This is a genomic window from Streptomyces turgidiscabies Car8, assembly GCF_000331005.1.
GTDB lineage: Bacteria > Actinomycetota > Actinomycetes > Streptomycetales > Streptomycetaceae > Streptomyces > Streptomyces turgidiscabies.
Window position 1 is genome coordinate 1 of record NZ_AEJB01000401.1, and the last position, 13,691, is coordinate 13,691.

The following is a 13,691-nucleotide window of genomic DNA, read 5'->3' on the forward strand; positions in this document are numbered from 1 at the left end:
GCGCCGCCCCCGGCCCGCACCAGCCCCGTCCGGCCGGACCCGGCGGCGCGAAAGCCGGCCGGCGGCACGGCGGGAGACGGTGTGGCGGCGGTCTTCTCCGACCACGGCCCCTCCCCCACGACCAGTACCGCGTCCGCACCGGCCGCCACACCCGCGTCGGTGCCCCCTGCCCGTGCGGCCTCACCGCGCAGGACAACCCGGCAGCCGAAACGGTGGGGGAAGATCGCGCAGCGGATCGTGCCGCAGTACCTCGAACCCGATGTCCTGCGGCTGGAACTCATCGAACTCGGGGACGAGTTCCGCGCTTACCAGCAGCGCCCCGAGCCCGACCTCGCCGTCCTCGCCGAACTCCACGAGCGCAAGGCCCGCGCCTTCGCTCTGTGGGCCGACGTGAGTGGCGACGATTCCCTGCGTCAGGAGGCGCACCGGGCCGAGACGGCCGCGCAGACCACCCGAGAGATGCACGCCAACCGCGGCGGGCCGCCCGTCGGCGATGAGCCGGTCGTGGAGCGGCTGCTGACCCGGCAACAGGCCGTGCACGCACGTACGGTGCTGGACCACGTCGCCACCCACTGCCCGCTTCCGGAGGCCGAGGCGCGCCTGGCCGTGCTGATGCTCACCCTCCGGTCCGCGCGCGCCGGCACCGGGAACATCACCGGCCAGGATCTCACCGGCTGGTTGCCGAACGATGCCGAAGAGGTGCTTCAGCGGCTGGTCGAGGCGGACTGGATGATCCTGCCCGGCACCGTCGCCGAAGTGATGGCCTCCCGTTCCGAGAACCCCGCCGCGATCACCGTCCCCACCCTGCTGCCCGAGCAGATCCGCCCGTTCGCCTTCGGCAAGACCACCCGCGCGAAGCTGTCCGGCTGGGCTCAGAAGATCGTGGGTGACCGAAAGATCCGCAAGAAGAAGCTGGGCGCCGCCACCCGGCTCCTGGCCCTGTACGCCGCCGCCCACACCCGCCCCGACGGCCGCCTCGGAAACACCGAGGACGACGGAATCCATCTGGACCAGGCCGCCGCGTTCACCGCCCTGTCACCCGAACAGGTCGCCGAACACGCCCAACTGCTGGTCACCGCCGACTGGTTCACCGAAGCCGACACCGACCATGGAATGTTGCGCGGCCGGCTCGCCGAGCGCGTCCTGCCGCTGGGGGGACTGCTGTAGGTCGTCGTACGGGGCGATCAGCCGCCGGTGATGACCAGCAGGGGGCCAGAGGTGATGAGGCCGGCCTCCACCACGAGGACGAAGACGTGGGCGGGCAGCCGGTCGGCGATCCTCTTGCCGGCCCAGGCACCCGCCGTGTCGGCAGGGGCCAGGCCGATGAGCGCGCCGGAGGCGGTCGGTTGCGCGGCAGCGGCGAAGGCAATCAGCTTGGTCAGGTACATCACCACCGCGGAGGCGGCCTGGGTGCCGACGTAGGCGCCGCGTAGAAGGTCGCGGGCGAGGAAGAACGGGGCGCCCAGCGGGCCGACCGAGCCCACCAGGGCGGAGCCGAATCCGGGCGCGGCGTCGAAGGCGGCGACTTGACCATGGCCGCCGCCTTCCACAGGAGCGATTTGAACTATCTGCCCTGATGTCCCGTCAGTATGTGAAACGGCGTTTCCAGGAAACGGTGGCGGAGTGAGGATGACCGTGCACCGCTTGACGATCAGATCGCTGGGAAATGTCGATGAGAGCCGACAACACTGGCGCATCCTGCGTTGTTGGGTGACCTGTTCCGACATCGCCTGTCGGTGATCTTCACTGGTACGGTCCGGTCATGCCGCGCCTGGTGGAAGTTCCTGGGTACGTACGTTTCTGGACCGCCTCGGCTGTGTCTGCTTTCGGTTCGCAGGTCACGGGGCTGGCCCTGCAGATACTCACCGCCGTGGCGCTGAGCGCTTCTGCCACCGAGGTCGGCATCGTCAATGCCGCCCGCTGGGTTCCGTATCTGCTCTTCGGACTCATAGCCGGGGTCTTGGTGGACCGCTGGCGGCGCAAGCCGATGATGGTCGCCACGGATCTCGGAAGGGCGGCTCTGCTCGGTGCGATACCGGTGCTGTACGCGCTGGACGGGCTCACCATCCCCGCGTTGTGCGTGTTCGTCTTCGCGTTCGGGGTGCTGTCGTTGCTGTTCGAGGCGGCGAGCCAGTCATATGTGCCTCAGCTGGTCCCGAAGGAGCTGCTCAGCGCGGGATACGCCCGCGTGCAACAGGCTGACGCGGTGGCCGGCTCGACCGGCCCGCTGATCGCCGGGGTACTGATCAAAATCATGGGAGCACCGTTTGCCGTGCTGGTGGACGCCCTCACCTATCTGGTATCAGGCCTGCTGCTCGCTTCGGTGAAGGCACCCGACCCCGTCTCCGATCGAGGTGCACGGCGCAGTCTGGGCAGCGAGCTGCGGGAGGGCGTGGCATGGGTCTACCGGCATCGCACGCTGGCATCCATCGCCCTGACCTCGCACGCGATGCTCCTTTTCAACAGCATGGTGAGCACGGTCTTCGTGGTCTTCGCCCTGCACAGCCTGAAGATCGGGGCGTTCGGCCTGGGGATCACCTACGCCTGCGCGAGCGTCGGGATGCTCCTCGGCGGCGCGCTCTCCGGGCGCGTGGCCAGAAGACTGGACGTCGGCGCCACTCTGATCGCCTTTCGCCTGCTCGCCGCCGTCGGCTGGCTGCCTTTGGTCCTGGCCGAGCGTGGAACGTGGGCGCTTGCCTCCGTGTCGCTCGCCTACTTCCTCGTGTCCCTGGCCATCGGCATCGAAAGCCCGGTCGAGATGAGCTACCGCCAGGCGGTGACACCCGACCGGCTGCGCGGGCGGATGAACGCGACGATCCGCTCGATGAACTGGGGAACGGTAGCGGTGGGAGCACCACTTGGCGGCGTACTCGCCGACCAGGTCAGCTATCGCTTCGCCCTGTGGATCGGACTGTCCGGTGCAGTCGTCCAGGCACTCGCGCTGGCGGTTTCTCCCACCCGCAGGGCCCGTACTTCCGACGAACTCGGTCCCGCGTCGACCGACCTGACACGGCACAGCCCCGAAGCCGCTGCCGGGGAGCGCAAGGACTGATCAGCTCGCGGCGGCATTCTTGGCCGGGGCTGCTCTGGTGCTTGCGCGGCGCTAGGGCCTGTTCTAGGTTCGGATCATGTTGCGGGTTGGAGGCTGCGGATCCAGATCACGGCACCGCGTAAGTGGAGTCCAGCGAGGTAGCTGGTGGCGGTCTTGTCATAGCGGGTGGCAAGGCCCCGCCACTCCTTGATCTTGTTGATGCAGCGTTCGACGGTGTTGCGGTCCTTGTACAGATCCGGATCGTGACCGACCGGGCGGCCGCCACGCGAGCCCTTCTTCTTGCGGTTGGCGGCCTGGTCGGTCTTCTCCGGGATGACGCCGCGGATGCGGCGTCGCCGCAGGTAGGCGCGGTTGGCGCGGGAGGAGTAAGCCTTGTCCGCCGCGACGGCGCCTGGCCGGGTGCGCGGGCGTCCGACCGGGCCACGCACCTTGATGCCCTCCAGTACCGGGACGAAGCGAGGGCTGTCGGCGGCCTGTCCCGGTGTGACGATGAACGACAGCGGCCGGCACCGGCGTTCGGCCGCGAGGTGGGTCTTGGTGGTCAGTCCGCCCCGGGAACGGCCCAGTTCAGCCGCGCGGAGCCGGGCTCTGCGCCGTCGCCGCAAACGCCGCCGCTCCTCGCGCGCCACGTCGTCGCCGTCCTCGTCCAGCGGCACTATCGACGTACTTCGGCCCTTTCGAGAAGCCCCTTTTCCTCGGTGACGGCCTTCTCCAGTTCGTCCAGCAGTTCGGGATCGACGGCCATTCCCGCCGCGTGATGATGAGCGCGGGCGACCGTGGAATCCACGCTGACCAGGTCGAGATCGACCTGTCCGCGGGCCGCCGCCTCGGCGATCATCCCCTCCATCAGCGTCCGGAAGGTCCCGGCCACCGCCCAGCGCTGGAACGCGCCGTAGACGGTCGACCAGGAGCCGTACTCCTCAGGCACGTCCCGCCAGGGACACCCGGCCCTGAACCGCCACATCACGGCGTTGAACAGCCTCCGCAGGTCAGGGACCGGGCCGCGCTCGCCCACAGGCAAGAACGGCTCGACCAACTTCCACTCGGCATCAGAGAGATCACCACGCGCCACCCTCGACAACTACCAGGCCCAGCCACCCGGCACCGGCGAATCCCCAAACCAATGATCCGAACCTGGAACAGGCCCTAGGAGTCGCTGCCGGTCTCGATGATGTTTCCGCCGAAGGTGAGCCGGTCGACAACACCGGGTTTCTCGGTCTCGGTGGTCACAGGTGTCCTTCGGAAGAGCACCGGGAGCCACAGGAGACATGCCAGCAGGGGGACCGCGGCGTAGGCGGCCATGCCCTCACTGGAACCCAGCCCGTCCATGAGCACGCCGAGGACGAGATAGCCGATGCCGATGAGCGCCGACTCGACGAATGCGATCATCGACAGCAGGCTCGCCCGATGGCGCGACGGCACGGCCTCGTTGAACACGTTGTCCACGATCACGGCGGTGATCTCGGGAATGCCGACCAGGGCCAGGAAAGCGGCGATGGTGACCCAGGCAAGACCGAGGCCGGTCAGGACGAGTGCCGCGGCGAGCGTCAGGAGAGACACCGGGACGATGACCCGGTACCCGATGAGCCGGTTCGCGCGGGCCGACAGCAGCGGAGTGAGCCCGCCGGCGAAGAATCCCGCCGATATGACAACGCTGACCAGTGCGGTGCCCGCACCCTGGTCGGAGAGGGTCTTCTGGGTGAAAATGATGTACGGCGTCAACGTCGCATGCATCAATCCGGACACCACGACAAGCGTCACGAGCGCCGGCGTGGCGACCCGAAGCATCGCCCGCCATGCCGTGGCGTCGCGGTGCTCCTCCTCGGTTCCGTCCTGCTCGTCCACCGCGTCCGCGCCGCGGATCTCGGGCACCCGTGACATCAGCACCACCACGGCCAGGACGAGGCACACCGCCGAACCGACGTAGACGAACCCCCAGGAAATCCGCTGCAGTTGGCCGCCGAGGACGATGGCTGCTCCCGAGGTGACCGTCCCGAGCATGGTGAACCGGGACTTGATCTTGACGTAGCCGGCCGTCGCGCCCCGACGCACGAGCAGGTCGTACAGCAGAGCGGTGTCCGAACCGGACACACATGCCATGCCCACGCCCTGCCCGACGAACAGCGCCAGGAACACCCAGTAGTTGGCGAACGCCACCTGACCGAGCAGACATCCAGCGATCAGCAGCTGACCGATCACGATGCTGGCACGCCTGCCTATTCGGTCGGCGATGACTCCCGTCGGCAACTCCGCGAGTCCGCTGACCAGGTAGAGCAATGTCTGCAGCAGGGCCACTTGCCCGACGGAGAAGCCTCGCGCATAGAGGAAGAGGACGAATACGCCGCGCTGGAACAGCGTGTTGACGAGCACGGCGTATACGTAGAACGGGCGCGTGACGCTTTGTGCTGCGTCGTCGACTGCAGCCGACCCGCTGAGGGGCTGCGTGATGCGGGTCATGCTGCGGACTCCCTGGTGGCGCCGGCGATCCTTACGGTGCGGCTTCAAGTTCTCTGTGCAGGTGGGGTGTTGGGTCGTGGGTGGGTAACAGTGCAGTGTCCCGAGCCCGCTGTCGCATCTTCCCCCGCCCCTGTCGCGCTCGCGAGGTCGGGTCCGCTGGATGTGGACCGGATCGCCGACCCGCGTCCGTATGCGCGCTACCGGTTCGTGATCACACGGTAACCATCTGAGACCGGCCGCCTGAACGAGGGCCCCGGCGCACCGTCCGCCGGGGCCCTCACGTTTCGCCGTACACCCGGCAGCCGCCACGTATATGGGCCCTGACCAGCAACGGTACAGACCTGCGCCCAGGGCCGGTTGGGCCCGCTGGTGACCGGTCAGGTCCGCTCGGGAGAGGTGTTCCGCGCCGCGTCGTGTTCCAGACGGGCGTTGAGTGTGGCCGCGAAGTCCTGCGCACGGGCGAGTTGGACGCGAAGCCTCTCCACCTGCTCGGTGGCAGCCTGTTCGTACATTCGTACGCGATCCAGCAGCGCCTCCCTCTCGGCACCGGCGAGCGCGGTGTCCGAGTCAAGGCGGTCGGTGGCGTCGAGCAGGTCGCGCATCTGGTCGAGGGTGAAGCCGAGGGGTTTCATACGGCGGATGACCATCAGGCGGGCGACGTCGGTCTCGGTGTAGAGGCGGAAGCCGCCCTGGGAACGGGCCGAGGGGGCGACGAGTCCGGCTTCCTCGTAGTGGCGGATGGTGCGCAGGGACAACTCTGTGCGCGAGGCTACTTCCCCGATTTGCATGTGCTTGTCGTGCACGCCCGTGGCCTGGCCCTTCGTGGTGTGCCTGGTGCTGCCGCTCCGATGGGACTTTCCATCCCTACTCTAACGTTAGGGTAGAGTCGCGGGCGGCGAGATCGGCTGGCCGCACCGCTGCCGTGTCGGGGTCGACGACGCCCCCGGCGAGGATCCGAACGCGCTGCTCCTGAAGACGCGCCCGGCCGCGTGCCGCTGCGTGAAGGACAGGTCCAGCTGACGTCAGCGTCCGCCTCGCCGAAGGCTCCGGTCCGCCTTCCTCGGGCCATCCGTGGGATGCCGTCCTGGCCCGCCCACCCGTTCCCGCCCGCCCCGAACTGCTTCGACAGGGCGTGCCCGAGTACGACAGGTGCCTGCTTCCTTGTCCTCTTCCGCTCTGTCTCCCGCCGCTCGGCTGCGTGGCCTGCGCCCCGACTGGCTGTCCGATCCGAAGGTGTGGCGTACCGAGATCCTGGCGGGCCTCGTCGTCGCGCTCGCGCTGATTCCCGAGGCGATCTCCTTCTCGGTCATCGCTGGAGTGGATCCGGCGATCGGTCTGTTCGCCTCGTTCACCATGGCTGTGGTGATCTCCGTCGTGGGCGGGCGCCCGGCGATGATCTCGGCCGCGACGGGGGCCGTGGCGCTGGTGATCGCACCGCTGAACCGTGAACACGGCTTCGGTTACCTGGTCGCCGCTGTCATCCTCGCCGGCGTCTTCCAGATCGCGCTCGGCGCACTCGGGGTGGCGAAGCTGATGCGGTTCATCCCCCGCTCCGTGATGGTCGGCTTCGTGAACTCGCTCGCCATTCTGATCTTCCTGGCGCAGGTGCCGGAGATGCGGAACGTGCCCTGGGCCGTGTATCCGCTGATCATCGGCGGCCTCGCCCTGATGGTGTACTTCCCGAGGGTCACGAAGGTGATCCCGGCGCCCCTGGTGTCCATCGTCATCCTCACCGTCATCACCGTCGCGGCGGGCATCGCGGTGCCGACCGTGGGCGACAAGGGCGTACTGCCGTCCTCGCTGCCGGTGCCGGGCCTGCCGGACGTACCGTTCACCGTCGACACGCTGACCACCGTCGCGCCGTACGCCTTCGCCATGGCGCTGGTCGGGCTGATGGAGTCACTGATGACCGCCAAGCTGGTGGACGACATCACCGACACGCGCTCCTCCAAGACCCGCGAGTCCATCGGCCAGGGCATCGCCAACATCGTGACCGGGTTCTTCGGAGGTATGGGCGGCTGCGCCATGATCGGGCAGACGATGATCAACGTGAAGGTGTCCGGCGCCCGGACCCGTCTGTCCACCTTCCTCGCCGGCGCGTTCCTCATGGTGCTGTGCATCGTCTTCGGTCCGGTCGTCTCCGACATCCCCATGGCCGCCCTGGTCGCCGTCATGGTCATGGTGTCCTTCGCGACCTTCGACTGGCACTCCCTCGCCCCCAGGACCCTCAGGCGGATGCCCGTCGGCGAGATCACCGTCATGGTCGTCACGGTCGGCTTCGTCGTCGCCACCCACAACCTCGCCATCGGCGTCGTCGTCGGTTCGGTCACCGCGATGGTCATCTTCGCCAAGCGGGTCGCACACCTCGCCGACGTCACCGCCGTGACCGGACCCGACGGTACGACGGTGGTCTACCGGGTCACCGGCGAGTTGTTCTTCGCCTCGTCCAACGACCTCGTGGGCCGGTTCGACTACGCCACCGAAGCCGACCATGTGGTCATCGATCTGTCCGCCGCACACATCTGGGACGCTTCCTCCGTCGCCGCCCTGGACGCGATCGAGACGAAGTACGGCCAGCGCGGAAAGACTGTCGAGATCACCGGCCTCAACGACCCCAGCGCGCACCTGCACGGCAAGCTCACCGGTGAACTCGCCAGTCACTGAGTCACCCCGGCCGGGAGGCGCCTCCGCCGTACCTGGGTATCCGGCTGACGCGCGCGGTCCCACTTGGCGGCTTGGGCATCGAGGACGTCCTGGCCGTACGACGGTCATCGCGGATGTCGGCCGACCGGACCGCGCGTGGCCGCGCGGAGCATGGCCGCCCCGACCGGGGTCAGCGTGTGAAGGACCGTCGCACCCTGCCGGGTGGTGGTGATCAGACCGGCGTTGCGCAGCGCGGTCGCGTGCCGGCTGGCCGAGGACGCGGAGACACCCGCGAACCGGGCGATCTCGCCGGTGGTGGCACCGGCCGCCGCGGCGTGCAGGGCGGCGGCCCTGGCCCGCCCCAACAGGTCCGTCAGGGGCCTCCCGGATGGGGTGTCCAGGCCTTCTCCGACGGGGGCGAGTGGCTCGTGGAGCACCGGATAGCACAGGACCGGCGGCAGTCCGGGGTCGGCGAGACTGACCGGGGCACCCCAGCAGAAGTACGACGGGACGAGGATCAGGCCCCTCCCGTCGAGGTGGAGATCCCGGTCCTCCACCGGATACGTGACGTGCAGGACGGGTCGCTGCCAGCGCATCATCGGCCCGAGGCCGGCCAGCATCCCCTCGACGCCGCCGTCCAGGAGGGCTCGTAGGCGTGCCGTGCGCTCGGCCTCGATCAGCGCCTCCATCCGGTCCCCGTGGGGCGCGATGACCGTTTCGTGGTAGGCGCGCAGCAGGCTCACCAGCGCCTTGCGCTCCGGTAACTCCGCGAGCTCGGCCCGGCGCGACGCCCCGGACGGGGATCCGACGGTCCGCCGCCGCAGCAGCAGGCCCATCTCCTCCGCGACGCGCCGGGGCTCGGTGGCCAGGATGGCGTCGAGCCCACTGTCCAGGCTGCCGTCCGGACCGCCGCCCGCCGTCTGTGGCGGCGTGAGGAAGTCCGGGAAGTACGCGGCCCTCGGATACAACCGCAGGAGCGTCTCGCGAAGAGGACGTTCCAGCCCCCGCTCCCGTACCGCGCCCCGTGCCGTGCGGTACCAGTCGGCGTAGGCCCAGCGGCCGTGGCTGGACTGGAGGCGGTGCAGGCTCGCGGCGACCTCCCAGAGCGGGTCGGGTCCTCTGGCCAATCTGGTTCTCGCCAGGTCGACCTCGGTGAAATGTATACGGAGCGCCATGTTCTCCCCTCTGTGAGCTGAGCTTTTGCACTCAGCCGCAAAAGCATGGCCCACGGCCGGGGTCCGGGCAATCGTTGACACCACACGCCAGGTCCGGCGGGTGCCCGTCCCCCGGAAGGAATTACCGCCTTGGCCATCGAGATTCTGCTCAGAAGCACGTGGGCGGCCCACACCCCTGACACATTCAGGGGCACGGTGATCATCACCAGGAAATTGCTGGGATCGACCATGCAGTACGAGGCGGCGGCCGCTCAGCTGATCAAGGAGGTGGGGGCTCCTCCGCAGCCCTCCACCCGGGCGTGGACCCCATGGCGAGGGGGGTTCTTCATCCACTACCGGGGCGGCGGATCCTCCGACCTCGACAACGAGACGGAGTGCGCGGCGGATGTCGCCGACGCTTGGTCGGACATGTACAGCAAGGCGGACGGGGACTGCGGGTACAACTACTTCGTCTGCCCGCACGGCAGGATCTACGAAGGCCGTGGCCGGGAGCGCGGCGAGGCCAACGGGGGCGATTCGCCGGCCTCGGGAAACGTCCCCGCAGGGCATGTCTGGGTGCCGGTCTACGGCGCGATCGGCCGGAACGCGGCCTTTTACTCTATCTGCGCACTACTCAGAGGCGACGACCAGCCGACTTCCGCGATGCTGACCGCGATCAGAAATCTGATCCAGTATCTGCGCACCGATGTCACCGCGGACAAAAAAGGCGGACCAAACATATTCCCGCATTCCCAGGGATATGACACGGACTGCCCGGGAAAGCTGCTCCCCTATGCTCGGATCGGGTCGGCCATCGATCCCGGAATTCCCGACGACGGCATTCCGAACCAGCTCCAGATCGTCTCCCGCGCGCAATGGGGAGCCCGGCCGCCGGTCAGTCAGGTGACGGTCCCGACGTCCGCGCGCACCGGGTTCGCGGTGCACTACTCGGCGGCCCCCAGCACCCAGACCGTACGGGCGATCCAGAACTACCACATGGACTCCAACGGCTGGTGGGACATCGGCTACAACTTCCTCGTCGACACGGAGGGCCGCGTCTTCGAAGGCCGTGGCTGGGCCAACGAGGGTGCGCACGCGACGGGTTACAACACCACGCACATCGGGGTGTGCTTCATCGGCCGCAACGGGGACGCCACGCAGGCGTCGATGAACTCCATCCGCAGCCTGTACTTCCACTGGATCGAGATGACCGGGCACTCGCTGTCCGCGACCTATCACGGGGCGATCGGCAACACCGACTGTCCCGGCGCCGCCCTGCGCAGCTGGGTCCTGTCCGGGCTTTTGGGCACCACCATCCCCATCGTGGGAGGTGAGCCGGTGTACGACGGTCTCCCGCCGGGCGACGGATCCAGCGGCGGCCTGACCACCGTACGGTCGATCGCCTCACAGCAGAGCGCGGTCAACGGGCTCGGCTACAGCCCGCCGCTGGACGTCGACGGCAGCTTCGGCCCGCGCACCGACGCGGGAGTGCGCTGGCTCCAGACCCGGGTCGGTGCCACGGCTGACGGGTTGTGGGGGCCGAACACGGAAGCGGCGTACAAGGCGTACATCGGGCAGGGGGGCGGCGGCGGGCTGTCCACGGTCCGGTCTATCGCCTCGCAGCAGCGGGCGGTGAACGGCCTCGGCTACAGCCCCGCGCTCACGGTCGACGGCAGCTTCGGCCCTGCCACGGAGGCGGGTGTCCGCTGGCTCCAGACCCGGGTCGGCGTGGCGGCCGACGGTATGTGGGGCTCGGCGACCGAGGCGGCGTACGTGGCGTACACCGGGTCGTCCGGGGAGACGGGCGGCGGCCTGACGACCGTTCGCTCGGTCGAGTCCCAGCAGCACGCGGTGAACGAGCTGGGCCACAACCCGCCTCTCACGGTCGACGGCGTCTTCGGCCCGCTCACCGAGACGGGCGTGCGCTGGCTCCAGACCAAGGTCGGCACGACGGCGGACGGCATGTGGGGTCCCGCTACCGAGGGGGCGTACGTGGCCTACTCGGACGGCGGACAACTGACGGTGGACGGCGAGTTCGGTCCGGCCACCATCGCCGCGACCCAGCGGGCGATCGGCGTAGCGGACGACGGCAGTTGGGGTCCGGCGTCCAAACGCGCCCTGCAACAGCACCTCAACACCTGGTCCGGCAGCGCGCTGGTGGTCGACGGCGACTTCGGCGCGGCCTCGGTGCGAGCCCTGCAGACACACTTGAACCGCATGATCGGCGCCGGCCTCACGGTCGACGGCGGCTGGGGAGCAGGCACGACCAGGGCCCTCCAGACGGCCCTCAACCAGGGGCGGTTCTGATGCCCGACGACACCGAGAACAGACGTAGGAACAACGAGGCCGGGGGTTCGGTGGAGACCGGGGTCAAGGGTTTGTCGAAAGTCGAGGCAGGGAGTCGTCCGGCAGGGGCCGGGGCTCGGAGTTCCGCGGAGACGGGGGCGGGCAGTTCGGAGGGGAGCGGGGCCGGGCATTCGACGCAAGCCGGGAGGGGGCGCCGGTGCGGGCCGATTCTGCGAGACCGGCGCACGCCGGAGCCGGGGGTGCGATGCGGTCCGGAGCGGGGAATCCGCCTCCGGACACGGCCTCGTCCTCGGCGCGGCAGTCGGCCAGTGACCCCGTACCGCACCCGGCGGGCGGCTTCCCGCGCGGCATCGCGGCGCCGTCGGTCGGCCCCGCCCCCAGGCCCCTCGGCCCGTCCCGTCGGCGGATGCTCGCCGGGGGTGCTGTGGCCCCCCGGGGGTTGTTGGGGCTCGGGGCGGCGTCCCGTGCGGCCGCGCTGTCCACGGGCAGCGGGCCGTTCGGGGCGGCGAGCTTCGGCGCGGTGGCCGCGAGTAAGGCGGACACGGTCATGGTGCCCGACGGGTTCGCGACCAGCGTTCTGGCTCCCTGGGGTCTGCCCCTCCAGGCCGGCCGGGTCGGCAGCCACCATCACGGCCTGCACTTCCTCCCTCTGGCGAGAGGCGCCGCAGGCAACCGCCGTGGGCTGCTGGTGATCAACCACGAGTCCTCCGGCTCCGGCACACGGGCCGCCCAGGGCATCTCGGTCGTGGCGGTCCGCAGTTCCGGAACCGGCTGGCACACCGTGGAGGCGTCCCAGAACCGCCGGATCACACCCGACACCCCCGTTCGGTTCTCCGGGCCTGTCGCCGCCGACCCGGCCCCCGGCGTCCTGGCCTGTTCCGGCCACGGCATCACCCCGTGGGGCACCTTCCTGGCCGCCGAGGAGAACTTCAACGCGTACTTCGGTACGGACGACTCCGCCTGGCGCCGTACCGAGACGGACATCCGCTACGACCTGTCCGCCTCCGGCTTCGGCCACCCCTGGCACCGCACCGATCCAAGGTTCGACCTGGCATCGGCGACGGCCCGGCCCGACGCCTTCGGCTGGATCGTGGAGCTGGACCCCCACGACCCGTCGTCCGTCCCGGTCAAGCGCACCGCGCTCGGCCGCTTCATGCACGGCGGAGCCACCGTCACCGAGGCCGCCGGCCGCGTGGTCGTCCACAGCACCGACGCCGAGGACGGCGAGTACCTGTACAAGTACGTCAGCTCGGACACCTGGCGCGGCCTGCGTGCCCGGGGCCGCAGCCCGCTGGACCACGGCACACTCCATGTGGCCCGGATCGCGCCCGACGGCACCGGCGTCTGGCTGCCACTCACCCATGGCACCGGCCCCCTCACCCGCGCCGCGGGCTGGCGCGACCAGGCCGACGTCCTGGTCCGGGCCCGGCTGGCCGCCGACGCCCTGGGCGCCACGCGGCTCGGCCGCCCGGAACGGGTCGCGGTCAGCCCGGCCGACGGACGTGTCTATCTGGCGCTGGCCAACAGCTCGGGCGACGCGACCTGCGCGAGCCAGGCACTGCCAGGTTCGGGGGCGGCCCGGAAACACGGCCGGGCGGCCGACCCGTACGGCCGGGTACTGCGCTGGCGTGAGGACAACCCGAGCGGAGGCGACGGCTTTGCCCACACCTTCCGCTGGGAGACATTCCTGACGGCCGGTGACCCGGGGCTGACGCCCGACGGTCTGTTCGCCTCGCCCAAGGGCCTGTGGTTCGGCACGGACGGCACCCTGTGGGTCTCCACGGGCATCTCCGGCCACCGGCTGAACGGCCCCGACCCGGTCCACGAGGCCGCAGGGAACAACGCCCTGCTGGCCGCCGACACCACCACGGGCACGGTTCGCCGCTTCCTCACCGCCCCGCGCGGCGCGGAGATCACCGGTGTGTCCGCCACCCCGGACGGCCGGACCCTGTTCGTGAACGTCCAGCACCCCGGTGAGCACCCCACGACCAGCAACTGGCCCGGCCTCCCCGTGGGCGGTCCGCCCCGCTCGGCAACCGTCGCGGTCCAGCGCACGAGCCGCGTCTGAACCGCCCCTG

9 protein-coding genes and 1 pseudogene are annotated in these 13,691 nt (G+C 69.7%); 5 read left to right on the top strand and 5 right to left on the bottom strand.

Annotated features, from left to right (window positions below; translation table 11 throughout):
* On the top strand, positions 1-1,167 hold a 1,167-nt coding region (locus STRTUCAR8_RS29185; protein ID WP_006379704.1), incomplete at its 5' end, for a hypothetical protein.
* A 17-nt stretch (positions 1,168-1,184) separates the two neighbouring features.
* Here the strand turns inward: STRTUCAR8_RS29185 and STRTUCAR8_RS29190 are convergent.
* A complete protein-coding gene (locus STRTUCAR8_RS29190; protein ID WP_006379701.1) occupies positions 1,185-1,550 on the bottom strand; it encodes a hypothetical protein in 366 nt (121 codons plus the stop codon).
* Positions 1,551-1,762: 212 nt separating this feature from the next.
* On the opposite strand from STRTUCAR8_RS29190, the gene STRTUCAR8_RS29195 reads away from it, so the two are divergent.
* Entirely contained in the window at positions 1,763-3,052 is a 1,290-nt protein-coding gene (locus STRTUCAR8_RS29195; RefSeq protein WP_006379705.1) for an MFS transporter, read from the top strand.
* 74 nt (positions 3,053-3,126) lie between these two features.
* On the opposite strand, the pseudogene STRTUCAR8_RS50395 reads toward STRTUCAR8_RS29195, so the two are convergent.
* From STRTUCAR8_RS50395 to STRTUCAR8_RS29215, 3 genes and pseudogenes are all read right to left on the bottom strand, one after another.
* Positions 3,127-4,124 (bottom strand): annotated as a pseudogene (locus tag STRTUCAR8_RS50395) (IS5 family transposase).
* A gap of 74 nt (positions 4,125-4,198) precedes the next feature.
* Positions 4,199-5,509, bottom strand: a complete 1,311-nt coding sequence (locus STRTUCAR8_RS29210; RefSeq protein ID WP_006379703.1) for an MFS transporter — start codon at positions 5,507-5,509, stop codon at positions 4,199-4,201.
* 377 nt (positions 5,510-5,886) lie between these two features.
* A complete protein-coding gene (locus STRTUCAR8_RS29215) occupies positions 5,887-6,297 on the bottom strand; it encodes a MerR family transcriptional regulator (protein WP_044473097.1) in 411 nt (136 codons plus the stop codon).
* 373 nt (positions 6,298-6,670) lie between these two features.
* Between STRTUCAR8_RS29215 and STRTUCAR8_RS29220 the strand changes: the two genes are divergently transcribed.
* A complete protein-coding gene (locus STRTUCAR8_RS29220; protein ID WP_006379696.1) occupies positions 6,671-8,173 on the top strand; it encodes a SulP family inorganic anion transporter in 1,503 nt (500 codons plus the stop codon).
* 104 nt (positions 8,174-8,277) lie between these two features.
* Here STRTUCAR8_RS29220 and STRTUCAR8_RS29225 read toward each other — a convergent pair whose 3' ends face one another.
* Positions 8,278-9,327, bottom strand: coding sequence for an ArsR/SmtB family transcription factor (locus STRTUCAR8_RS29225; RefSeq protein WP_006379702.1), 1,050 nt, complete (start codon positions 9,325-9,327; stop codon positions 8,278-8,280).
* A 129-nt stretch (positions 9,328-9,456) separates the two neighbouring features.
* On the opposite strand from STRTUCAR8_RS29225, the gene STRTUCAR8_RS48495 reads away from it, so the two are divergent.
* Together STRTUCAR8_RS48495 and STRTUCAR8_RS29235 are read left to right on the top strand one after the other, a co-directional pair.
* Positions 9,457-11,613 (top strand): peptidoglycan recognition protein family protein, encoded by a 2,157-nt coding sequence (locus STRTUCAR8_RS48495; protein WP_006379697.1) that lies wholly within the window; start codon positions 9,457-9,459, stop codon positions 11,611-11,613.
* Positions 11,614-11,857: 244 nt separating this feature from the next.
* Positions 11,858-13,681 carry a PhoX family protein gene (locus STRTUCAR8_RS29235; RefSeq protein WP_086025818.1) on the top strand — a complete coding sequence of 608 codons (1,824 nt, stop codon included), beginning with the start codon at positions 11,858-11,860 and terminating at the stop codon, positions 13,679-13,681.
* Positions 13,682-13,691: the final 10 nt, after the last annotated feature.